The sequence below is a fragment of the Paenibacillus spiritus genome, from assembly GCF_008710135.1.
In the GTDB taxonomy this organism is placed as follows: Bacteria; Bacillota; Bacilli; order Paenibacillales; family Paenibacillaceae; genus Paenibacillus_AQ; species Paenibacillus_AQ glufosinatiresistens.
This window is the reverse complement of sequence record NZ_VYKK01000007.1, coordinates 130,550-151,680: the sequence shown is the minus strand read 5'-3', so window position 1 is coordinate 151,680 and position 21,131 is coordinate 130,550. Positions and strand designations below refer to the sequence as shown.

General features: G+C 52.4%; 21 protein-coding genes. 16 read left to right on the top strand and 5 right to left on the bottom strand.

Going from position 1 to position 21,131, the window contains the following annotated elements:
• Window positions 1-41 precede the first annotated feature (41 nt).
• Window positions 42-689 carry a phosphatase PAP2 family protein gene (locus tag F4V43_RS07425; RefSeq protein WP_150457593.1) on the bottom strand — a complete coding sequence of 216 codons (648 nt, stop codon included), beginning with the start codon at window positions 687-689 and terminating at the stop codon, window positions 42-44.
• Between the two features lie 176 nt (window positions 690-865).
• Between F4V43_RS07425 and F4V43_RS07420 the strand changes: the two genes are divergently transcribed.
• The 5 genes from F4V43_RS07420 (at window position 866) to F4V43_RS07395 (ending at window position 8,409) form a co-directional block, all read left to right on the top strand.
• The gene (locus F4V43_RS07420) at window positions 866-1,318 is read left to right on the top strand and encodes a MarR family winged helix-turn-helix transcriptional regulator (protein WP_150457592.1); all 453 of its coding nucleotides are present in this window, start codon (window positions 866-868) and stop codon (window positions 1,316-1,318) included.
• A 17-nt stretch (window positions 1,319-1,335) separates the two neighbouring features.
• Window positions 1,336-1,869: a YceI family protein gene (locus tag F4V43_RS07415; RefSeq protein ID WP_150457591.1), complete on the top strand. Its 534-nt coding sequence runs from the start codon at window positions 1,336-1,338 to the stop codon at window positions 1,867-1,869.
• Between the two features lie 271 nt (window positions 1,870-2,140).
• Entirely contained in the window at window positions 2,141-3,880 is a 1,740-nt protein-coding gene (locus F4V43_RS07405; RefSeq protein WP_150457590.1) for an ABC-F family ATP-binding cassette domain-containing protein, read from the top strand.
• A gap of 352 nt (window positions 3,881-4,232) precedes the next feature.
• Window positions 4,233-5,105, top strand: a complete 873-nt coding sequence (locus F4V43_RS07400; RefSeq protein WP_150457589.1) for an AraC family transcriptional regulator — start codon at window positions 4,233-4,235, stop codon at window positions 5,103-5,105.
• Between the two features lie 319 nt (window positions 5,106-5,424).
• Window positions 5,425-8,409: a M6 family metalloprotease domain-containing protein gene (locus tag F4V43_RS07395; protein WP_191089513.1), complete on the top strand. Its 2,985-nt coding sequence runs from the start codon at window positions 5,425-5,427 to the stop codon at window positions 8,407-8,409.
• 56 nt (window positions 8,410-8,465) lie between these two features.
• On the opposite strand, the gene F4V43_RS07390 is transcribed toward F4V43_RS07395, so the two are convergent.
• On the bottom strand, window positions 8,466-9,047 hold the full coding sequence (locus tag F4V43_RS07390) for an isochorismatase family protein (RefSeq protein WP_150457587.1): 582 nt from the start codon (window positions 9,045-9,047) through the stop codon (window positions 8,466-8,468).
• 127 nt (window positions 9,048-9,174) lie between these two features.
• Between F4V43_RS07390 and F4V43_RS07385 the strand changes: the two genes are divergently transcribed.
• Window positions 9,175-10,026 (top strand): helix-turn-helix transcriptional regulator, encoded by an 852-nt coding sequence (locus tag F4V43_RS07385; protein ID WP_150457586.1) that lies wholly within the window; start codon window positions 9,175-9,177, stop codon window positions 10,024-10,026.
• On the opposite strand, the gene F4V43_RS07380 is transcribed toward F4V43_RS07385, so the two are convergent.
• Window positions 10,007-12,079, bottom strand: coding sequence for a DUF6273 domain-containing protein (locus tag F4V43_RS07380; RefSeq protein WP_150457585.1), 2,073 nt, complete (start codon window positions 12,077-12,079; stop codon window positions 10,007-10,009). The genes F4V43_RS07385 and F4V43_RS07380 overlap by 20 nt on opposite strands.
• 158 nt (window positions 12,080-12,237) lie before the next feature.
• Here F4V43_RS07380 and F4V43_RS07375 point away from each other — a divergent pair, with 158 nt between their 5' ends.
• The 7 genes from F4V43_RS07375 (at window position 12,238) to F4V43_RS07340 (ending at window position 17,082) form a co-directional block, all read left to right on the top strand.
• Window positions 12,238-12,600, top strand: coding sequence for a nucleotide excision repair endonuclease (locus F4V43_RS07375; RefSeq protein WP_150457584.1), 363 nt, complete (start codon window positions 12,238-12,240; stop codon window positions 12,598-12,600).
• Window positions 12,601-14,136 carry a tetratricopeptide repeat protein gene (locus F4V43_RS07370; protein ID WP_150457583.1) on the top strand — a complete coding sequence of 512 codons (1,536 nt, stop codon included), beginning with the start codon at window positions 12,601-12,603 and terminating at the stop codon, window positions 14,134-14,136. It begins immediately after the preceding gene.
• A gap of 46 nt (window positions 14,137-14,182) precedes the next feature.
• Window positions 14,183-15,130 (top strand): helix-turn-helix transcriptional regulator, encoded by a 948-nt coding sequence (locus F4V43_RS07365; RefSeq protein ID WP_150457582.1) that lies wholly within the window; start codon window positions 14,183-14,185, stop codon window positions 15,128-15,130.
• Between the two features lie 67 nt (window positions 15,131-15,197).
• Window positions 15,198-15,755 (top strand): DinB family protein, encoded by a 558-nt coding sequence (locus F4V43_RS07360; RefSeq protein WP_150457581.1) that lies wholly within the window; start codon window positions 15,198-15,200, stop codon window positions 15,753-15,755.
• A 387-nt stretch (window positions 15,756-16,142) separates the two neighbouring features.
• On the top strand, window positions 16,143-16,451 hold the full coding sequence (locus tag F4V43_RS07350; protein ID WP_317983775.1) for a PadR family transcriptional regulator: 309 nt from the start codon (window positions 16,143-16,145) through the stop codon (window positions 16,449-16,451).
• A complete protein-coding gene (locus F4V43_RS07345; protein WP_150457579.1) occupies window positions 16,448-16,810 on the top strand; it encodes a DUF1048 domain-containing protein in 363 nt (120 codons plus the stop codon). The genes F4V43_RS07350 and F4V43_RS07345 overlap by 4 nt, the downstream gene beginning before the upstream one ends.
• Window positions 16,807-17,082: a DUF1048 domain-containing protein gene (locus tag F4V43_RS07340; protein WP_150457578.1), complete on the top strand. Its 276-nt coding sequence runs from the start codon at window positions 16,807-16,809 to the stop codon at window positions 17,080-17,082. Before F4V43_RS07345 ends, F4V43_RS07340 begins: the two co-directional genes overlap by 4 nt.
• A 59-nt stretch (window positions 17,083-17,141) precedes the next feature.
• On the opposite strand, the gene F4V43_RS07335 is transcribed toward F4V43_RS07340, so the two are convergent.
• On the bottom strand, window positions 17,142-17,915 hold the full coding sequence (locus tag F4V43_RS07335; RefSeq protein ID WP_223879814.1) for an NADPH-dependent oxidoreductase: 774 nt from the start codon (window positions 17,913-17,915) through the stop codon (window positions 17,142-17,144).
• 155 nt (window positions 17,916-18,070) lie between these two features.
• Here F4V43_RS07335 and F4V43_RS07330 point away from each other — a divergent pair, with 155 nt between their 5' ends.
• The 3 genes from F4V43_RS07330 to F4V43_RS07320 all read left to right on the top strand — a co-directional run bounded on the left by F4V43_RS07330 (window position 18,071) and on the right by F4V43_RS07320 (window position 20,119).
• Window positions 18,071-18,634 (top strand): MarR family transcriptional regulator, encoded by a 564-nt coding sequence (locus F4V43_RS07330; protein ID WP_150457577.1) that lies wholly within the window; start codon window positions 18,071-18,073, stop codon window positions 18,632-18,634.
• A 408-nt stretch (window positions 18,635-19,042) separates the two neighbouring features.
• Window positions 19,043-19,534 (top strand): discoidin domain-containing protein, encoded by a 492-nt coding sequence (locus F4V43_RS07325; RefSeq protein WP_150457576.1) that lies wholly within the window; start codon window positions 19,043-19,045, stop codon window positions 19,532-19,534.
• 150 nt (window positions 19,535-19,684) lie between these two features.
• Window positions 19,685-20,119: a hypothetical protein gene (locus tag F4V43_RS07320; RefSeq protein ID WP_150457575.1), complete on the top strand. Its 435-nt coding sequence runs from the start codon at window positions 19,685-19,687 to the stop codon at window positions 20,117-20,119.
• 59 nt (window positions 20,120-20,178) lie between these two features.
• On the opposite strand, the gene F4V43_RS07315 is transcribed toward F4V43_RS07320, so the two are convergent.
• Window positions 20,179-21,069: an alpha/beta hydrolase gene (locus F4V43_RS07315; protein WP_150457574.1), complete on the bottom strand. Its 891-nt coding sequence runs from the start codon at window positions 21,067-21,069 to the stop codon at window positions 20,179-20,181.
• Window positions 21,070-21,131: the final 62 nt, after the last annotated feature.

Here is a 21,131-nt window from a genome sequence, read left to right as displayed (position 1 = left end):
CCTTCGTTTATCTGCGGAAGGGGCTCCAGGATTTTTGAGGACTATCTCTGTAAAGAACGCTCTTGGGGAGTGCTGCTGCGGGCGAACAAGTACTCCGCCAGCAGAACGGCGTGCAATACAATTTCAACCAGCATCATACCGGCAAGGCCGTCGAGAATCGAATGCTGTTTGATGAACAGCGTAGACAGTATAATCATCCCGGACATCCCCCCGATTAGGAGCATGTTCCATCTGTTCCGGAAGCCGCTGCGGGCGGTCAGGCGGAACACCATGTAGCTGGAGAACACATGGATACTGGGGAAACAATTGAACGGCTGGTCCCGGTGGTACACAAAGCGCACGATCAGTGTAAAGACGTCATGCCCCACCAACTCGGGACGAGGCACCGTTGTTTGGACGACAGAGTAAATGCCGTAACAAATGCAGGCGCATACGGTATAAATCAACAAAGCACGGTAATACACACGCAAATCCTTCTTGAAGAAATAGTAAAGACATAGATAAATATAAAAGATCCAAACGGAATAAGGCAGTGCAAAATATTTGACGAAAGGGATGGCGTTATCCCATGAGGTCATCAGATGATAGACTTTGCCTCTCGGCTTGTTGACCCAGGCATACATCTTCCCGAGCACCGGGAAAATCAACATCAACAGCAGCGGTGTATATTTCCAGTTGCGCAGCGGCACTTCTCAACCTTCTTCCAATAAATGATAAATCCATCCCCCATTATAGTTGATTTAAGCGGGAATAAACATAATCATTTTGTCTCTGCCCGTCGGAGGGCTCAACGGTTGACAGATTTTCCCGTCTGTGATAATAATAAATAGCCGGCTAAGTATATATGGAGCGATTGGAGGCTTCCATGGGACATTTTGAAGAAGATATCGGATATGCACTAATTCATCTAGTTAAGAAACATCGTATTTTGGCGGAGGAGGCACTTAGCAGCATAGGTTTGCATATCGCCCAAGACCTGATCCTATTCCTTCTCCGAGAAGAAGACGGCTTGTCTCAGTCGCAGCTGGCCTCACGTCTGAAGCTCGAATTGCCCACCGTGACGAAATCGATTCAACGCATGGAACAGGGTGGCATTGTCGTTCGTTCTCGGGATGAGCAGGATTCCCGCATTTCACGCGTCTACTTGACGGAAGAGGGCCAAAAATTGTACGAACCGGCCAATAGGCAGTGGAACAGCCTAGAACAACGGATGCTTGCCGACTTCTCAATCGAGGAACGGGAAACCTTTCATCGTCTAATTCGCAAGGCTAGTAGCAATCTGGAGCAGGCTTCTGGAGCGAGGTCAGGCAAATTATAAAGAATGGAGCGAGGAAAATGAACAGATCGAAATGGACGATAGATTTGGCTCATAGCATGATTGAGTTCTCGGTTAGACATATGATGATTTCTAGAGTAAAGGGGCGCTTCGAGCGCTTCGAGGCAGATATTGAAGCTGATCCCGAGGATATGACGACAGCGGATATTAACGTGACGATCGACGCTGCAAGCTTCACGACCGACCATCCTAAGCGGGATGAGGACGTCAGGGGAGCGCTATTCCTTGCAACGGATCAATATCCGCTGATTCAGTTCGCAAGTACGGGAATCGTCCGAAGCAAACAGGGTGAATACATCCTGAATGGGGATCTTACGCTGCGAGGTATCACCCGGCAAGTCTCGCTTCAAGTAGAATATGGCGGCTTAGTCAAGGACCATCGGGGCTATGAACGTGCCGGCTTCGCAGCAGAGACGGTGATTAATCGCAAGGATTACGGGCTGACCTATAATATTGCACTCGAAGCTGGGGGCATCGTCGTCGGTGAAGAAGTCAAGATCAGCATTGCGCTTGAACTTATCAAGAAGGATTAATGCTGTCCGAGTAGGGCTGGAGTCATTCATCTGGGCTTCAGACCGATTTCTCGGATTTTGCAGGTGCAGTTGCAGCCGATCTCCGCGCTGTTGAGACATTAGGTGCAGCGCTGGAGGGCACCGGCAAGCCGTTCGTATTCACTTCAGGAACATTTCTACAAATCATTTGTACTCCCCACCAAACAGTGTTAATCTGAAAATCGGCAACCTTAAGCAGACAGACCGAACCCCCCACAATATCCGCCGTTACGGCGATTCAGAAAGGTACACCATGATTAAAGTAGACAACCTATCCTTCTCGTTTCCGCAAAAGGAACTTTACCAAAATATTTCCTTCACGCTCGAAGAGGGCCAACACTGCGCCTTTATCGGCACGAGCGGCAGCGGGAAAAGTACTCTGCTCGAGATGCTGATGGACCCGGAGAGACATTTGTTCGAGGGCAAGCTGGAGATCGACCCCGATTGCAGAATCGGGTACGTCAGTCAGTTCTCCCAGGTGGACAGAACGAAGGAAATGACCGTTTTTGAATATATCGGGGAAGACTTTATCAAGATTCAGGATGAACTCACCGCGATTTATGCGGAGATGGCAACCACGCCGGATATGGATGCGCTGATGGAGAAGTATCAATCGGCGTTGGACGCACTCGATGCGATAGGCGGGGATGATTTCGAGAGCACGATTCATAAGCAGCTGAATCTCGCCAATCTGATGAAGCTGAAAGACGCCCAAGTTTCTTCCTTGAGCGGCGGAGAATTCAAGCTGATTGAAGTGATGAAAGAGATGCTCGGCAGCCCCGACCTGATAATCATGGACGAACCGGACGTGTTTCTGGATTTTGACAATCTCAATGCGCTCAAGAAATTGATCAATTCCCATAAAGGCATGCTGCTGGTCGTGACGCACAACCGCTATCTGTTGAATCACTGCTTCAATAAAATCATCCACCTTGAAAACATGGAGATCCAGGAGTACGACGGGCGGTATATCGATTATAACTTCTCGCTGCTTCAGACCAAGATCGAGCTGCAAGAAATCGCAGTCGCCGAAGCCGAAGAAATTGAGCGATACGATCACATTATCGATAATCTTAGAGAGATCGCAACGAATGTTGCCGACGCGTCCAGAGGCCGTGCGTTGAAAGCCAGAGTAAAGTTCCAGGAAAGATTGGAAGCGCGCCGGATCAAAGCGCCGTTTGTGGAGATCAAGCAGCCGAATATTCGTTTTGAGCTGGATCATGAAGTAGAAGACGCTGCTATTGTAAAGGTTGCCGATTACAGCGCAGCCTTCGACGAGTTGCTTCTGCACAACGTTAATTTCGAGATTCAAGCTACAGATAAAGTCGCGATCATCGGCCCGAACGGCACCGGGAAAACGACTTTGCTCCGCGAAATCTTCAAAAACCACCATGACTCCATCGAAATCCGGGCAGATGTGAAAGTGGCCTATTTATCGCAGCTTCAGGACGAAACGCTGCAAGACTCGAACACAATCCTTGATGAATTCATCGACGCGGGGTTCAGCACGTATGACGAGATTAGAGCGCATCTTGTGAATTACGGCTTTGAAGGTGAAATCCTGGATCAGAAGATCCAATCTTTATCCGGTGGAGAAAAGAACATGCTTCAACTGGCTAAAGTCGCGGGTAAACAAGCCGACCTGCTGCTGCTGGACGAACCGACCAGCCATTTGGACCTCTATGCGCAGATTGCACTGGAGAAAGCTATCGAAGACTATAAAGGCGCGATTCTGATGATTTCGCACGATTTCTATTCCGTCGTAAACGGCATGGATTATGTGCTGATCATTGAGAACAAGACGATCCGGAAAATGAGTATGCGCAAATTCAGACAGATGATTTACGCCCGTCATTTTGATAAAGACTATTTGGAGAACGAACAAAAGAAAAAGGCCGTTGAATTGCAGATCGGATTAGCCCTGAACAATACGGATTTTGAAAAGGCAAAGGTCTTGGTCGACGAGCTGGAAGAGATCATTAAGCAGCTTTAGACAAGGAACCTCTCCGAAAAATCGGAGAGGTTCCTTGACGTCCGCTCCTATCCAATTGCAGCAACTTACTGCACAGACCTGCCCTGCGCTGCATTCAAGACGTTCTCCTAGGCTTCCCAGGCAGCTAGACGGTCAGCATAGAGACCGCGTACCATAGGCAGGACTTTGAGATGTTCAGACAGGCAAGTTGATAAGCGCCACCGAGATGACAGGTTATGATAAGAGCGGGAATAGTCTGTGGAGGAATGTGAAGCTTAAATATTGATCTCCACACACGACAATACGGTGCATGGGAAGTCGGGCGAGGGCTTGCGGACCCTGCTATTCTGGGAATGGAAAGGAGGTTATTTGAATGGATTGGCTGGCAAGATTAAACCAGGCAATGGCCTATATCGAAGACAATCTGGAAGAGGAGATTGACCTGAAGTTGGCTGCCAGACTGGCACATTGTTCGGAGTATCACTTCTCCAGAATGTTCTCGTTCCTCGCGGGCATCCCTTTGTCGGAATATATCCGCCGAAGACGCTTAACGCTGGCCGCATTTGAACTTCAGACAAGTCATTTGAGAGTGCTGGATGTGGCAGTGAAGTACGGCTACCACTCGGCAGATGCCTTTTCCAGAGCCTTTCAGAATCTGCACGGGATCTTGCCATCTTCGGTAAAGTCCCAGGTTGCATCGTTAAAGGCCTATCCGCGAATGACCTTCCAATTAACCATTCAGGGAGGAAGCGCCATGAATTACCGTATTGTCGAGAAAGAACCGTTTCGTATCGTAGGCACTATGAAGAGAGTTCCCATTCAATTCAACGGAGTTAATCCTGAAATTTCAGCCATGTGGAACCACCTAACCAAGGATGACATCGATCAGATCAAGAAACTTTCTAATATTGAACCGTTCGGGATTATTCAAGCATCAACGAACTTCTCCGAAGAGCGGATGGAGGAGAATGGGGAGCTGGATCATTATATTGGTGTAGCGACCACCTTGGAGGGTCCGGAGCAGCTGGCGAAATTAGAGGTTCCTTCAAGGACTTGGGCCGTTTTTGAGGCGACAGGTCCATTTCCGGACACCTTGCAGAACGTATGGGGGCGCATCTATTCGGAATGGTTCCCCTCTGCAAATTACGAACTGGCCGCGGGGCCGGAAATGCTCTGGAATGAAAGCAAAGACTTCTCATCCACGACCTTTAAAAGTGAGATCTGGATACCGGTTGCGAAGAAATAAAGGATGGATTACGGCCAGCCCGAGAGGGTTGGCCGTAATTTTTTCGCTACAGACAGCGCGATGGCAGTATCAGAGTAGGGCTGAGCGGCTGTAAGGAGCCAATGCGCAAAGGCGAACAGGGATTTAACGGGACTAAAGTAGTTATTTAACATAAATAAACTAAAAGTGGTATATTCACAGCGTTTTTCATGCTATTCTCTTTTTGCATTCAAACGTTTGCGCAAAAAAGAATAGAATGGGAGAGTGGAGAATGAAAGGTTATCGGGTGATTGTTACTTCTGCCTTATTTTTCGTTGTCATGCTCTGTGCAGGAAGTATCATGTATGCAGCGCCGGCCAGAACCGATCTGCAAGTGTTCAAGCAGCCTAGCGGGGAGACGTTCACAGCTAGGCTGCAGGGGGATGAGCGATTGAATTGGGCGGTTACGCCTGAGGATGAGATCATCGTTCGGGATAAGAAGGGATATTGGAATTATGCGGAGCTGGGTTCTACAACGCTGAAGCCGAGCGCGGCCAGAGTCCAGATTGACAGTAAGCCCAAAGCAGTTAAGCATAAGCGGGACATGGATAAATGGCTCGAGGAGAACGCAGCGGTACTGAACACTGCCGAGGAAGCCCTGCGGCTGAGTCCGCCTCAGGCAAGCGAAGGCGCACCCGCTCTCCGGGAAGGCACAGTTTCTTCGGAAGCGGCGGCGGCAGGCGGGCCCGGGCTGTTCTTCGGAATGGACGGCAATGCTACGACCGGTACACAGCCGATTCTTGTCCTGCTGGTTGAATTCAATGATATTGCTCTGAAATATTCCGATTCGCAGTGGAACCAGACGTTCTTCGGCACGGCCAATCGAAGCATCAAGGATTACTATCGCGAGGTGTCCCAAGGCCGCCTGAACTTCGTTCCGGCAACTGAGAATGCAGGGACGGCCAACGACGGAATCATTAAGGTGCATCTCAATCACGCCTACGCTTCGGGAGCCACGACGGTTGTCGAAGCGCTGAATGCGGCTAATCCGTACATCAATATGGCAAGCTACGATACCGACGGAGACGGCTATATTCAGAACGATGAACTTAAAGTCGTTACGATTCTCGCCGGATTCGAACAGTCTTACGGTTCGTCTGCGACTCAGTCGGTATGGGCGCATTTTACGAGCCTGGGGGATTCGGATGCTCCGGTTCTAGACGGCAAGAAGCTGTGCGTCGGTTCCATGGGCGCAGGATATACCCAGCAAGGTGAACGGCATGACGACCATCAGGCAACCATCGGGGTATTCTCCCACGAATTAGGCCATATGCTGGGTCTGCCGGATCTCTATGATACCGATGGCAGCTCAAGCGGCATCGGCAACAATAGCTTGATGTCTTACGGCAGCTGGGGGAGTCTGCCGGGCGAATATCTGGGAGCGACTCCGGTCCATATGGATGCTTGGTGCAAGCAGATGCTCGGATTCGCCGACGTGGTTACCGCACGGTCGGATACGAGCGTATCCTATACGCTGAATTCAACGGGAACAGGCGCCTATAATATCGTCAAGGTCCCGACCCTGGACCCCAACCAGTATTTCCTGCTGGAGAACCGAGAGTACGAGGGCTACGACCGCAGCTTGAATGTTCATGGCGGCGTTGCGATCTGGCATATCGATCAGAGCATGGGGGGCAACTACAACGACGCTCACCGTCTCGTCGATTTAGAGGAAGTAAGCGCGGACAATCCGTATTACTATGCGGGCAACGGGACGAGCTTCACTCCGCTTACGACTCCGAATAGCGACCGCTATTATAATGCGATGTTCAAGTATACGGGAATCAACGTGAACGTTCCGCAAGCCAGCTCCAGCAGTATGACGGTGAGCGTATATGGGGACTACACCGGTCCGTCTGCCATTACAGGACTATGGGCTCCTTATGTGGCGCGGAGCAGTGCCGGATTGAGTTGGGAACCGTCTTCTAGCGGGGATTCGGAGAGCTACTTCATCTACCAAGACGGCCTGCCGCTCGTGGAGATTACCGAAAGAACGTTTAAGACCTGGTTCTCCGATCCCAATGCCTCGTATACCTATAGGGTAAGGGCAGCCGATAAGGCAGGGAACTTGTCGGCTGACAGCAATGTCATCCGCGTCACCCCGGCCAGCACGGATAAAATTATCGTCTATTACCAAACGAATGCGAAGACGCCGTATCTTCACTATACGATCTCGCCGGCCGGCACGACGGAGATATGGAAGGACATTCTTCTGACACCGTCCGAGTTCCCCGGATACAGCAAGGGCGTGATCGATACGGGAACCGATCGCGTGAACGGAAAGGGCGCTTTTAACGACGGCAACGGCAAATGGGACAATAATTCGGGTCAAAATTATACGCTCTATTCCGGAGTGTCTACGATCAGCGCCGGACAAGTTGTCGAGAACTTCCCGGGACCGCTGCCGACCCCGGACATCGAAGCCCCGAGCGTGCCGGCGAACGTGGCGGCAGCGTCGGATTCAGCTTCTGCCGCGACGGTGACGTGGACTGCGTCCACGGATAACGTAGGGGTGACCGGATACGAGGTATACCGGGACGAGCTGAAGATTGGGACGACAGCCGGAACCAGCTATTCCGACTCCGGTCTGACGGCCGGCACCTCTTACAGCTATACCGTTAAGGCCTTCGACGCCGCTGGCAATGTCTCGGTTGCGAGCGCAGCGGCAATGGTGAAGACTGCCGAGGGCAACTCCGTTACGATCTACTACAAGAATGCTTCGTTCAGCACCTCGTACATGCATTACAAGCTGGATGGAACCACCGTGTGGACGACGCCGCCGGGTGTGAAGATGAGCGCCTCTGCCTATGCGGGTTATAGCGCCGTAACGGTTCCGCTGGGCAAGGCGGCCGGATTGACGGCGGCCTTTAATAATGGGGGCAGCACGTGGGATAACAATGGGACGGCCAACTATCACTTTGGCAGCGGAACGTGGAGTCTCGTGAACGGCAATCTATACGCGGGCGTTCCGGCAGCGGACAGTGTGACCTTCAAGGTGACTGTGCCGGCAACGACGCCGGGCAGCGGGCCGGTCTACCTCTCGGGTTCGTTCAATAACTGGAACACCGCCGACCCGGCTTACCAGCTGGCTAAGGGAAGCGACGGGACGTACAGCATTACGCTGAGTCTGCCGGCGGGTACGGCGGTAACGTACAAGTTCACGCGCGGAGCCTGGACCAGCGTGGAGACGGCGCCGGGCGGAGCCGATATCGCGAACCGCACTTTGACGCCGTCGGGCGGTCCGCAGACGGTGCAGCTTACGGTCGCGAAGTGGAAGGACTTATAAACGTACAGTAGGGACAAGAATGGCTATCCTTTGCGGATAGCCTTTTTATTTGCCCGTTACAGACCGCTCTCTTCAAGAATCTCTTGCGTTGTGCGAATCCGGCCTATCCTCGGGAAAATAACGTCCCGAACGTGCTCATGCTCGGCCTGGGTGAACCCGGTCATGGCATCTATCGCGAATATAAGATGATAGCCGTGCTGATATGCCTCTCTGGCCGTTGTATCCACACCGATGCCGGAGGCGATCCCGCATAGAACGAGAGTATCCAGGTTTCGGCGGCGCAGCTGCAGATCAAGGTCGGTTCCATGGAAAGCTCCCCATTGTTTCTTGGAGATGATGTGGTCGGTCTCGCTCACCTCGAGCTCGGGAACCCATTCGTCCCATCCCTCGATCAGGTTCAGTGCGGGCGGGGGAGTATCGAGCTTGGGAGCAGGCATATCTTTGAAGTCTTTACTGGAGACGTGTACAAGAGCCACGAAAGCCCCCTTGCTGCGAAATAGCTTCGCCAGTTTAGCGGAATGGGCAATGACCGTTTCGGCGGAATAAGGCGCGTACCGATTGCCAATCCATTTTTGCAGGTCAATGATGACCAGGGCCGTCTTGTTCCAATCGAATAAAGGTGCTTTTTCCTGATTCATAGCGTCTCTCCTCCTGTGATCATGAGCTTTGTTCAGTATATAATCGAGGAGATTGGATAACGAGAGAGGGAATGAACCTAGGAGTGTTACTCCCAGATGACGGAGAATGACAGGAAGGAGGGATCACATGCAGGAGGAACGTGAGAAGACCGGGGAACTGGCGGAATTTCTCCGTACCCGGCGGGCCCGTCTGTCCCCGGAGCAGGCAGGCCTGCCTTCCGGTGGAAGACGGCGGACCCCGGGGCTTCGCCGGGCAGAGGTGGCCATACTCGCCGGCATCAGTGTGGATTGGTACACCTGGCTCGAGCAAGGGAGAGACATCCAGGTATCCACCCAGGTGCTTGACAGCCTGTCCCGGGCGCTGCAATTAAGCGACATTGAGCGCAGACATCTCTTCTTGCTGGCTGCAGGCCACGTACCGCCGAATGCTCATGCCCCGCAGAATGAGGTAAGCCGGCTGATGCAGGATTTTGTGGACAGACAGAGAGAATGCCCGGCCTATGTCGTGAATTCAAGGTGGGATGTCGTCGCGTGGAACCGGGCTGCGGTTCTTGTCTTCGGAGATTATGAGGCCATGCCGGCAAGAGAGAGAAATTCGTTATGGCGTCTGTTCACTGCGGATTATGCAAGGCGGATGCTCGGTGACAGTTGGGAGACGAATGCCAGACATCGATTGGCCCAGTTCCGGGCGAATTATGCCCATGCCGTCGGGGACCCCGGGTGGGAGGAGCTTATTGAGGACCTGCACCAGAACAGCAAGGAGTTCCGGGAATGGTGGCCGCTGCATCAAGTGATAAATGTGCCGGAAGGTGAGAAGCTGCTGCATCATCCGATTGCCGGTTCCCTTCGGTTCGGGCATCTGTCCTTCCGGGCGACAGACGCCGTGGACCTCCAGGTTACCGTTAACCTTCCTTTGGATGGACCTACTGCGGATAAAATGAAGGGACTTCTCTCCGCGTTTACTGCCGGACCCACATAACCGGCCGCACCCCAAGCTTCGCATCGACTTTGCGGGAATAGACCTGATAATCGGAGGACACCATCCGCGTTTGATCGGTACTGCTGTAGTAAGGCGTGGAGAGCCAGTAATCGACGGGCAAGACGGAAGCGCTCTTCGACAGGCGGAACAGCCGCTCGGCATCGTCTACCGAAGGAAGCGTCAGATAGGCGGAATACCGATGCCGGAATGCCCGGCCGCTGTCCTGAGCGGCATATTTGATCGGCGAGAACCAGTAATGGGGCCGGTCTCCGGCATCCGCCTGCTGCCTGGTGGCCTCACTTGCAATCGCTTCATATTCGGAATGCCGGATACGGGCCCGTTCTTGTTGCGTGAACCAGATGTCCATCTTCGCGTTCAGACTGTCTTGTATGCCGGATTGCGTATAATCATTAGAAGTCGTCCCATATGCGCTGCGGAATAAAGCATCCTTGGCGATGACCTTGGTCCAGCCGTTCTTCTTCTCCAGCACGTACCATTGAATCGGATGTCCGTTCTGATGGCCCAAGGATAACGTCTCCGGCTTGCTTGAATAGAAGGAGATCGCAAGGAGGAGCGCCGCGGTGACGCCGCCGATCCATTTGAAGATGCGGTTCCCCAGATCCAGATTGTCCAGCAGCAGAACGATAATCAGAAGATCGAAGTGGACATTGAACAAGAACATATGCTTCTGCAGATCGGCGTTCCCGTTATTCAGAATGGGTACAAGAAATTGCCCCGCAGCGCCCCCGAGCAGCGCAAGCCGCAGCAGGATGCGGTAGGTCCCTGCTTTTGTCCTCAGCAGAGCACCCACGTTGATAACGGACAGCACCAGGATCAGACCGAAGAATACCGATGCACACCCGGAAAACTGCTTTCGGATGCTCTCCCAAACATTCATTCGATTATCAAAGATCAAATCCGCCTGTTGGGAAGGCAGATGGACATTGGCTAAATAGGTAGGGCGAAGCGGCAGAGCGGCCTCGGCGCTCATATCCAGCTTTTCAGCGAAGAAGGCCGGGTGCGCGAGGTAATATTTCATGATTCCCGTCTGGCTGATGCGGTCAAAAAACAACGTCTGAAAGTCGGTATCCTTCGCCTGACCGGAACTTAAGGATGCCCAGTTGTATGCGGTCATGGACTCGAAGCCGGCGAGTTCCCGGGGCAAGCCCAGTTCCCGGACGGCACTCCCGGGCGACGGGTTATCGTATAATACACCGTAGAACACCGATTGGAAGGTCGTACTGTTCTTCATCCAATCCGGGATGAGCCTTACATAGCCGTAAGAGGCGCCGAGCATCGCCGCGATCAGGGTGCAGAGAATAATCTTCTTCTTCCGTCCTTCCTTCCGGATGATAGCGTAGACAAGAGGGACGCACAGCAGCAGGGCGGAAGGGAAGTTGGCGGATTTGGACCCCGAGAACATCAGGAGGGACAGGATCAGGCCGCCATAGACCCAATAGGCCGTCTTGTTCTTCTCCAAGTACAGAAGCAGGACGAAGGAAAGAAGCAGAAAGATAAGCGTCGTCGGTTCTCCGTACAAGGAATTGAAATAGACCAAATAACCGCAGTCCAGGAAGATCAGCGCAAATACAGCCTTAACGGCCAGGTCGGCATAGGCGCGGGGTCTCCACTTTTCCTTCATGAACAAGAAGAAGGCCAGGGCGTAGATCCCAATATACTGGACCGTCTGAAAAACAAGATGGAACACATCCGGCGCCTGATGAAGAAGCCGTACGCCTAAGGCATTCAGGAATAACGCGATCTTCGTAAAGATGAACTGCGTGGAGTAATATTCGGCAGGGTTACCGGTAACCGGCAGGAAAATATGGATGAAATACTGCCATATACTGGCAGGACCCGCTATTTTAAATAGATAATCAGCACTCCAATACTTGATCCCGCTGCTGGAAGTCAGTCCAAAAGCTCTCATCGTCCGGTTAAAGTCGGAATTATCGGCAAGCCCCAGGGTGACCGGAACATAGATCAGTACCGAAATGAGAATGACCAAGGAAATATAAAGGACCAGGCTGCGTATTCGGATAGACTTAAGCAAAGAGACCGCTCCTTATATCCTTGAGATGGTTGTTCTTGAAACATTCTAACAAAGCGGTGACAGGGAAGCCATAGTACCCTTGTACGTCATTCGCAAGAAGTGGGGTATAATGATATCTTGTAAGGACTATCAAATACAGACAAAGGATGTATACGATCATGATCCAGATTACTATTCCTGAACCGAATGTCACTATTACGAAGAAAATCGATCCCCAGGAAAGCAATATTTACGGCTTCACCGAGTTTCACCTGATTACCCGAGAACTGGGCGGAATCTTCATGTTCTACAACGAGAACGACGAATTGCTGTTCGTCGGCAAAGCCAGAAAGCTAAGACCGAGAATCAAAAAGCATTTTGAGGATTCCGTTTCTCCGATCCGAATGCACAGAGACGAAGTCACCAAGATTGAAGTGTGCATCGTAGAAGATCCGGTCCATAGAGAAATCTATGAGACGTATCTCATTAACGAAGGCAAAGCGAAGTATAACGAAGACAAAGTGTTTTTCCGGCAGGCCTAAATGAAAGGTACTCGTTATCGTTACAGTGAAGCGCCAATCTGGCAAGCCCAGCGGGAGTATTATGAAGAAAAGGGGACAAAAGCCTGGAACAATGACCAGGTTCCCCAGTATATAACGAGTAATCCCATGATCGCTACGGCTTATGCCGAAATGATCTTCGGGTTCCTTCAAGACCGGGCGGCTGCGGGAGATCGCTCGGAGCCTGTGTATATCGTCGAGCTTGGAGCAGGCGCGGGACGGCTGGCGTTCCATGTGTTGATCGAGCTGACTCAGCTCATTGATTATGCCGGCATTTCCCTGCCTCCGTTCTGCTATATCATGACGGATCTGGCGATGAACAACGTTCAGGCGTGGAGAGAGCACCCGGCGCTTCAGCGGTTCATTGCCGAGGGCGTACTGGACTTCGCGCGATTTGATGCCGTGCAGGATTCCGTACTGCATCTAGTGGTATCCGGAATTACGATTGATGAGGGAAAGCTGCAGCAGCCGTTAATCGTGGTGGCGAACTACTTCTTCGACGGCATTCCGCAGGAACTGCTCTACATCGGCGATGGCAAAGTCTATGAAGCGGATGTATACGTGGAACAACCGGAATCGAAGGCTTCCCTGCAGCCCGCAGAATGGCTGAAGCAGATCAAGCTGCGTTATGAGCACCGGCGGGCAGCCGAGTACGAGCAGGAGACGTATCCTTACCGCGATGTGATTGCCCTCTATCAGGAGCAGCTGGAAGACTCCCATTTCCTGTTCCCTGCGGCCGGCATCGCTTGCCTGGAGCGGCTGAATCGGTTATCCCTATCGGGGTTTGTGTTGATCACCGCAGACAAAGGCGACCACTTGCTGGATAATTGGAAGTTCGCGGAACCGCCGGAGCTGGTTCTCCACGGAAGCTTCTCCTTAACGGCTAACTACCACGCGATTCAATATGTCTATGAACAAAAAGGGGCAATGGCGTTATTCCCTCCTCATCATTATAAAAATATCAATGTGGGCGCAATTCTCCACCTGAATCAACCGCTGGATTATCCCAATCTGCGGTTAGCTTACCGCCGCTGGATGGAGCGCTTTGGCCCGGATGACTTTTTTAATATGAAATGGTGGGTGGACCTCCATCTGGACAGCATGGGGATGCAGCAGATCCTGAGCTTTTGGCGTCTGGGCGGCTATGATGCGGAATTCTTCATTCAGAGTACAAAGCGCATTTCCGCCCTGCTTCCGGAGTCCAATGATGAAGAGAAGCAGGATCTGCTTCATGGCATTCAGCGGATGTGGTCGTCGTACTATATCATGGAGCAGCGGTATGATCTGGCGCTCGATGCCGGGCTGATCCTGTTCGAGATGGATAGGTATGAAGCCTCCAAATTCTATTTGGAGATTTCCGTAGAGGAACAGCAAGATGAGGTCGTCTCCACGGTATATTACTGCCTGGCCATCTGCTGCTTCGAGTTGGACTTCATCGAGGAGGGCAAGGGGTACTTGCAAAAGCTATTGGAGCTGGAGCCGGATAATGAAGAGGCTCTGGCGCTGTTGAACTGTTGATTATCGGGAAGGTTGAGAGAATCCGGCCGGAAAGGAAGCGGATAAGGTGAACAAAACCGAACGGATGCTGGCCATCGTCATCGAGCTTCAGCGCAAGGGCGTGCTGCGGGCCGAGGATTTGGCCGCCAAGTTCGAGACCAGTATCCGTACAATTTACCGGGACGTTCAGGCACTGAGCGAAGCCGGCGTTCCGGTGGCCGGTGCGCCGGGGGTGGGCTATTCCTTGATGGAGGGTTATTTTCTCCCTCCTGTCAGCTTCACGGCGGAAGAAGCGGTGGCGCTGCTCATCGGAGCGGACTTCGTCGAGATGAGGCTGGATGCGGAATACGGCGCGAAAGCCCGCGCCTCGCAGGAGAAGATCGAAGCGATTCTTCCGCAGAATGTACGTGAAGAGACCGCGCGGTTCCGGTCTTCGATCCGGCTGCTGAATGAACAAGGGTCGAAGATGCGAGGCCGGGAAAAAGAGACGTTCGAGCAGCTGCGGCATGCGATTTTGCAGAAACGCAAGGTTCGTTTCCGCTATTCCAAGAGTTTGCCGGATTCAGACGGAGATCGCCATAACGAGCGGACGGTCGATCCGTACGGGCTTGTTTTGTCCCAAGGCGTATGGATGCTCGTAGCGTTCTGCGGGCTGAGGCACGCCATCCGGCACTTTCGGCTGTCCCGCATGAACGAACTTGCTGTTCTGGAAGATTCCTTCCAGGTTTCTCCCGGCTTTCAATTCCGGAATCACCGGGCTGCCGATGACCGGAATGTGACCGTGCGCCTGTCGGTCGATCCCTCCATTGCGGACCGGATTCAGGAATCGGACAATTTCTATATGGAGTCGTTCGAGCCGGGGGAGGAGAGGGGACTGGCAACGTTCCGTGTCCGGCGGGTGGAAGACCTCCTTCAATGGACGCTTGGATGGGGAGCGGCGGTGCGTGTGCTGGAGCCGGAATCGCTGCGCGAAAGGGTGCGTGAAGAAATCCAAAACATGCTCGAACACTACTGACAGACAGCTGTCAGTGGCGTTCTTGTAAGCTGGGTTCAGTTGAAGGATAAAGGAGCTGGATTCGGCAATGGATACGAAGGAAACGCTGCGCCAATTCGAAGAGACGGTCCGCGGGTATATTCGCGATTTGGAGAGTTCAAGCCTGGAGCGGCTGCTCTGGAAGCCGTCGGAGGACGAGTGGTCGCTGGGTCAGATGTACATGCATTTAATCCGTTCCGCGCAGTTCATGCAGCTACGGAACGCCGCCCTGTGCCTGGAACCCGGCGAGAGCACGGAAGTGTCGCAGACGGGCAAGACGAAGGCGGGAGAGGAAGTGTTCAAGGCGGGGAGCTTCCCGCCGGACCGCGTCCATGTTCCCCCGTCTCCGCAGTATACGCCGCCGCAGCCGGAGAGCAAGGGGCAGCTTGCGGAGGGGCTGCGGGATACGCTGCGCCGAATGGAGGAGATCGAATCCAGGATCACGGCGGAGCTTGATTCGGGCAAGGAGGCGGCGCCCTATACGGTTCTCCATCCGCGATTCGGCGGCTTGAACGCGCTGGAATGGTTCAGGCTGACCGAGATGCATTATCGCCATCATTTGCTTCAGAAGGGACGTCTGGACGACGCCTGGAGAGAGGCGCACTGAACACTCGAATATAGCACTGCTATAATGGGCCGCCCCGGCAAGACGTCAGTGATCTCCTTCGGGAGAGCATCATGCCGGCCATTCTAAACGGCCAGCCGGACGATGAGTCCGTTTAGGAAAGAGGAAAGTCGAAGATCGCCCATCCAACCTGTTGTTCAGGGAGGAGGGCGGTCTTTTTAAATGCCGGCATCGCCGTGAATGCGCCGCTTGAGAGGGTTCCGCTCGATGAATTGCGCCGCCAGATCGAAGTCAGCGTGATCGGACAGGTCACTTCGCATAAGGATTGACTCGCCCGCTACTATGTGTTACTTTATAGCTGTACTAAGTATTACTTAGTACATGTCGTACACCATGCAAGGAGTGATTTTGCTGGAGAACCTGACGGAAATGCTAAAAGGCGTGCTTGAGGGCTGTGTTCTTGAAATGATAAACCGCGAGGAAACCTATGGCTACGAAATCACACGGCGGCTGAACGCCCTTGGTTTCACCGAAGTTGTGGACGGAACCGTATATACGATCCTGGTCCGGCTTGAGAGAAATCAGCTGGTGGAGATCACCAAGAAGCCCTCTGATATGGGACCGCCGCGAAAGTTCTTCGCGCTGAATGATGCCGGACGTGAGGAGTTGCGGAAATTCTGGGAAAGATGGGGGTTCCTATCCTCCAAAATGAGCGAGTTAAAGGAGGAGAAGCAATGAATATTTGGGAAAAAGTCACGGGAAGCGACATGGTCAAAGAAATGAAAGCTTTGGAATGGCGAGCCGCCAAGCTCCCGGCGGACTATCTGGCGGCATGGGAGGAGATTCAGGCCAATCTCTGGACGTACGCTGATTTCAGCGGCCGTAACCTTATGCCCATTCTTGACGGTGCGCTTGGCCTGCTTGAAGAAATGGCGATGGAAGGACAGACTGTGCAAGAGGCATTGGGCAACGATATCAGAGGCTTCTGTTCCGCACTGGCCGGCGATGAAGGGGCAAAGTCTTATCGGGACAAATGGCGTGAGCAGCTCAACCACAGGATTGCCAAAAAGCTAAATGGACAGGGGGCTAAAAAATGACCCTGCGGGATATCTTCGAAGGCAAAAAGAAATGGAGAGCGCATGTAGCGCGTGTTAAGGCGCTCCCCCGGGAATATCAGACGGTCTATGCAGAGATACAAAAGTATCTCTTCAAAGCAGGCCCTGCCGAGGTGACCGAGGGAAATGATTTGCTCGCAGGAATCCTTGATCTTTTTGAAGAAGGCGCGGGCATGGGCAAAGGCGTACTTGAAGTGACGGGCAGAGACGTAGCGGCTTTCTGCGACGATCTCATCAAGGAGAGCAGCCTCTAGCGGAGATTTAACTCAATTTGCCGCTTGAAGTTATCGCAGCGTCGTAAAGTCGTTTTCTCTTAGGTAAGATTCAGACCCTTGCCGTGCAAGTACTCGGTCATGTCGTCGAGCGGTATAGGTAACTTAAGCAGTTCGATGTGGCTTCGCGACCAGCAGGCGTTGCGATTATTCCCGCTGCGGTTTTGGTAATAGTGCCGCATGTCATCGTCGTACGCTTGGATGTGGGCCTGTAAATCCCTTTCAGACGGGTAGCAGTTCTCGAAGTAAACGGCTTCCAGCGGAAGACGGGGCTTAATCTCGGGCTGCTGATCCGGTACGCCGACAGCAACGCCGAAGAGCGGAACGACATAGTCCGGAAGAGACAGCATCCGGTCAAGCCACCGAATATCCTGGGTGACCGATCCCATAATGACGGCGCCAAGTCCGAGCGATTCTGCAGCCAAGACGGCATTTTGTGCCGCCAGCGCTGTGTCGGTAACTGCGATTGGATAGAGAGCGGAGCTCCCGAGCATGATCCGCATCTCCTGCTTCTCTTGCTCGTCTGCCATAAGAGTGAGCCGCTGAAGGTCTGCGCAGAAGATGAACAGGTGCCCGTTCTCCTCCATATACGGTGTCTTCGTAATTTCGCTAAGCTCGTGCTTTAAGGCAGGATCGGTAAGTCCAATGATGGAGTAGGCCTGCATGAATCTGGAGGAAGAGGCCATTTGGGCGGCCCGGACAATCGCTTCGATTTGCATCGTGGTCAGGGGGATATTCTTGAATTTACGGATCGAGCGATGGTTCATGATTGTTGCCAGAACTGCATTCGTCTCGGAAGCAGAAGATTGATTCACGGCGGTCACTCCCGTTTTTGTTTTTTTGTTTCCTGGAAACAATATAGCACCGGCGGACGGTACTGTCAATATTGTTTCTTAGAAACAATAATTACGCGCTGGGAAGGGATTTGTTATACTAAGGACAATCCTACGATTGAAAGGAAGAAGGAAGCATGAGCCAGCCTCATGATGAACGTTTGCTTCAAGAAGTGTTCGAAGCATTTGGGCAATTTGCGAAGAAAATCCACCAGGAAGACGATGAGGAAAAGGCTTGGCTGCTGGCGCAGGTTACCGATCCACAGGTGCATGCCCTATTGAGCGAGATGACTTTTATGATGGTTCATGTATTGGATGGGATCGGCAAGCTCGGCCGGGCGAACGGAAGTGCGCTGTCGAGCCGGTTCGAGATTCCGAAGGGGACCGTTTCTAAACTGACGAAGCGGCTTCAAGCGCTGGGTTTGATTAAGTTCGTGACCATTCCGGACAATAAGAAGGAACTATATTTTGAGCTGACCGCAAAGGGTGATCTCATCTACAAGCTGCACGAGCAGTTCGACGAACGCGTTCAGGCCGGCGCGGCTCGGCTGCTGGCGAAATACACAGAGGAACAGCTGATGTTCATCCGGGATTTTATGAACCATGTTACATCCCATTCTTTTCTCCAGCATGATAAGGAACCTGTGCAGCAGCCTGCGGCGTCCCCTATCCTGGAGGAACAGCCAAGAAACGATACGTAAAGACTTAATGATACGTCAAGACATAACACACAAGCAGGGCACCCGTTGAGGTGCCTTTTTGATTTTGCAGATGAATAATAACTTTTATTGATTTATAACAGAAATAAACTAATAATTTTTATAACAAGTCCAGAAAAATGGAATAAACTGAAGTTATTTGGAAGTAATCATGCAATAATTGGATAAAAAAAAGAAAATAAAGCCGAAATGATTGGAAATAACAAAATAAAGAAATTAGGAAGTTTGACAGAAAATTATGGAAACATATAACATTAAATTAAAATAATTGGGCGATCCAACAAGGGGGAGAAGCTTGAATTCTTCAAACCCTTTACATAGATACTCCAAGATACGGCCCAAAAGAGAAGATTGGATCAGGAGAAAATAGGATAGAGGAGGAATCCAACCATGTTTATGAAAAAGAGAATCGTAACGTTAGCTGCGGCCTTAACTGTTCTGGTATCCTGCACAATGTTCGGGCGGCCAGCGCTCGCTTCCGAAGAGCCGCATAGCGTTGCCGTCAACAAGCCGGCATTTGCAAGCTCTGCGGAAGAAGGCTTTACGGCGGCCAACGCGTTCGATAGCGATGCGGCCACCCGGTGGTCCTCTTCATACTCGGACCCGCAATGGATATTTATCGACCTCGTTGGAAACTATCTGGTGAGCGAGGTGAAGCTGAACTGGGAAGCGGCGTATGCGAAAGCCTATAAAATTCAAGTATCCCGCGATGCTGTCCATTGGACGGATGTCTATTCGACCGCAACAGGGGACGGCGGGATTGACGATATCACCTTCAGCCCTACAAATGCGCAGTTTGTAAGGGTTTATGGAATTCAAAGAGCAACGAGCTGGGGCTATTCGCTTTATAATGTAGATGTGATCGGAGCAGCTAACCCGTGATTGGCATGCCCTCTATGTATCCTTACGGATATATGGAGGGTATAATTTATGTTTCTTGATCATCGGCGAGAACTGCTGATACAATAGGCACAAGCGAAAACCAATAAATTACATATCAACGCGTTGAACGTAGAGGGCAGGGAATAAGGAATGAAGGACAGAAAGCAAATCCTGGCGGCAATGAGTGCGCTGATCCTTGTCACACTGACGGGCTGCCGGGACTCCGGTAAGAATGGTGACTTCTCCGTTATCAATAAGAGCCTTGCCCTTCATTCCAGCCAATTGAAAGAGGAGCAAGGCGTTACGCTGGTCGGTTATGCATCCGACCCAAGCCATCTTATCTTCCAGATTGGAATCGGCTATGACTCGAATTTAACCAAGGAAGAATTACACACGATCATCAATGATTATTTGTCCGATTCTGTCTCCACAAGGCAAGACAGCGACTGGCATCAGAGACTGAAGCCGTACCATCTGATTATTGAACGCATAGGTGAGAGCAGAACAGACTTTCCCGCTATTGCTTATAAAGAGGAGGGCGAGACCGAATTGACATGGACGGAAATGAAAGAGTCAAGCCGCTGAACTACAGCAATAAAGCCGTATACCCCTTATCAGCGGGGTTAGAGGCGGGAGGAAGCAGATCAAAGATGCTGTGCAATAAAGAGGGCGGCCCGGTCCAGCGCTTGATCGGCTTCATCCAGTATCCCCGTGAAGGCCTGGAACACATGCGGAACACCGGCGGTCACGTCAAGGATGACATCCACGCCCGCCGCTCGTGCCCGATCAGCCAACTGCGTAGAGTCATCCAGAAGCAGCTCGTTCGTGCCGACCTGAAGCAGGAGAGGCGGGAATCCGGCGAGATCGGCAAATCTGGCGGGGCTCGCCAGTTCGTGAGTCGGGTCCTGCCCGGCGAGATACAGCTGATCTGTCCAAGCAAAGCTCTCACGGGTAAAGAACGGGTCGAGCCCCACCTTGCTGTCGATGCTGTCCCCGGAATGTGTCCGGTCCAGACCTGGAGAGAACATCACCACCGCAGCCGGCAGCGGCAGCCCGGCAGCCCGTGCCATCAGGCAGGCTGAGACGGCAATCCCGCCGCCGGCTGAATCGCCGGCGAATACAATGGATGAGGCCTCCATCCCGTTGTGCAGAAGCTCGCGATAGGCTTCAAGAGCATCATCCAGAGCGGCAGGGAACGGATGCTCCGGAGCCAGGCGGTAATCGAGCGAGAGAGACGGTACTCTGGTTCTGCTGACCAGACTCGCGGTAAGGGACATGGCCGTATAGGGGGAACCCATAATATAAGAGCCGCCATGAAAATAAAGGATAAGACCGGGACGGGCTTCCTGTTCAGGCTCCACTCTTACAGCGGGACGCTTCCCAAGCGTTGTCGGGGCGGTCCGGACGTCCCCGGGTACGGACATGGCTGCCATCATTGCGGCGAAGTCCGCCCGCATTTCTTCAAGGCTCCGGGGCTTGGCGGGCCGGGGTTGCCGCAGGCTTTTATCGAGTGCTTGACGCTGTTCTCTGGACATCGGATGTTCTCCTCCTTAATCTTCCTGCCGGTTTATTTATAGTGTATCCCGTAATGGTGACA

Excerpts from the sequence above, each read along its gene's own strand:
- F4V43_RS07350 (WP_317983775.1), top strand. The coding sequence starts at position 16,143 with ATGCTAAAAGGCGTGCTTGAGGGCTGTGTTCTTGAAATGATAAACCGC.
- F4V43_RS07390 (WP_150457587.1), bottom strand. The coding sequence starts at position 9,047 with ATGAATCAGGAAAAAGCACCTTTATTCGATTGGAACAAGACGGCCCTG.
- F4V43_RS07420 (WP_150457592.1), top strand. The coding sequence starts at position 866 with ATGGGACATTTTGAAGAAGATATCGGATATGCACTAATTCATCTAGTT.
- F4V43_RS07345 (WP_150457579.1), top strand. The coding sequence starts at position 16,448 with ATGAATATTTGGGAAAAAGTCACGGGAAGCGACATGGTCAAAGAAATG.
- F4V43_RS07415 (WP_150457591.1), top strand. The coding sequence starts at position 1,336 with ATGAACAGATCGAAATGGACGATAGATTTGGCTCATAGCATGATTGAG.
- F4V43_RS07385 (WP_150457586.1), top strand. The coding sequence starts at position 9,175 with ATGCAGGAGGAACGTGAGAAGACCGGGGAACTGGCGGAATTTCTCCGT.
- F4V43_RS07395 (WP_191089513.1), top strand. The coding sequence starts at position 5,425 with ATGTATGCAGCGCCGGCCAGAACCGATCTGCAAGTGTTCAAGCAGCCT.
- F4V43_RS07320 (WP_150457575.1), top strand. The coding sequence starts at position 19,685 with ATGAAGGACAGAAAGCAAATCCTGGCGGCAATGAGTGCGCTGATCCTT.
- F4V43_RS07375 (WP_150457584.1), top strand. The coding sequence starts at position 12,238 with ATGATCCAGATTACTATTCCTGAACCGAATGTCACTATTACGAAGAAA.
- F4V43_RS07405 (WP_150457590.1), top strand. The coding sequence starts at position 2,141 with ATGATTAAAGTAGACAACCTATCCTTCTCGTTTCCGCAAAAGGAACTT.
- F4V43_RS07400 (WP_150457589.1), top strand. The coding sequence starts at position 4,233 with ATGGATTGGCTGGCAAGATTAAACCAGGCAATGGCCTATATCGAAGAC.
- F4V43_RS07340 (WP_150457578.1), top strand. The coding sequence starts at position 16,807 with ATGACCCTGCGGGATATCTTCGAAGGCAAAAAGAAATGGAGAGCGCAT.
- F4V43_RS07325 (WP_150457576.1), top strand. The coding sequence starts at position 19,043 with ATGTTTATGAAAAAGAGAATCGTAACGTTAGCTGCGGCCTTAACTGTT.
- F4V43_RS07370 (WP_150457583.1), top strand. The coding sequence starts at position 12,601 with ATGAAAGGTACTCGTTATCGTTACAGTGAAGCGCCAATCTGGCAAGCC.
- F4V43_RS07360 (WP_150457581.1), top strand. The coding sequence starts at position 15,198 with ATGGATACGAAGGAAACGCTGCGCCAATTCGAAGAGACGGTCCGCGGG.
- F4V43_RS07330 (WP_150457577.1), top strand. The coding sequence starts at position 18,071 with ATGAGCCAGCCTCATGATGAACGTTTGCTTCAAGAAGTGTTCGAAGCA.
- F4V43_RS07315 (WP_150457574.1), bottom strand. The coding sequence starts at position 21,069 with ATGTCCAGAGAACAGCGTCAAGCACTCGATAAAAGCCTGCGGCAACCC.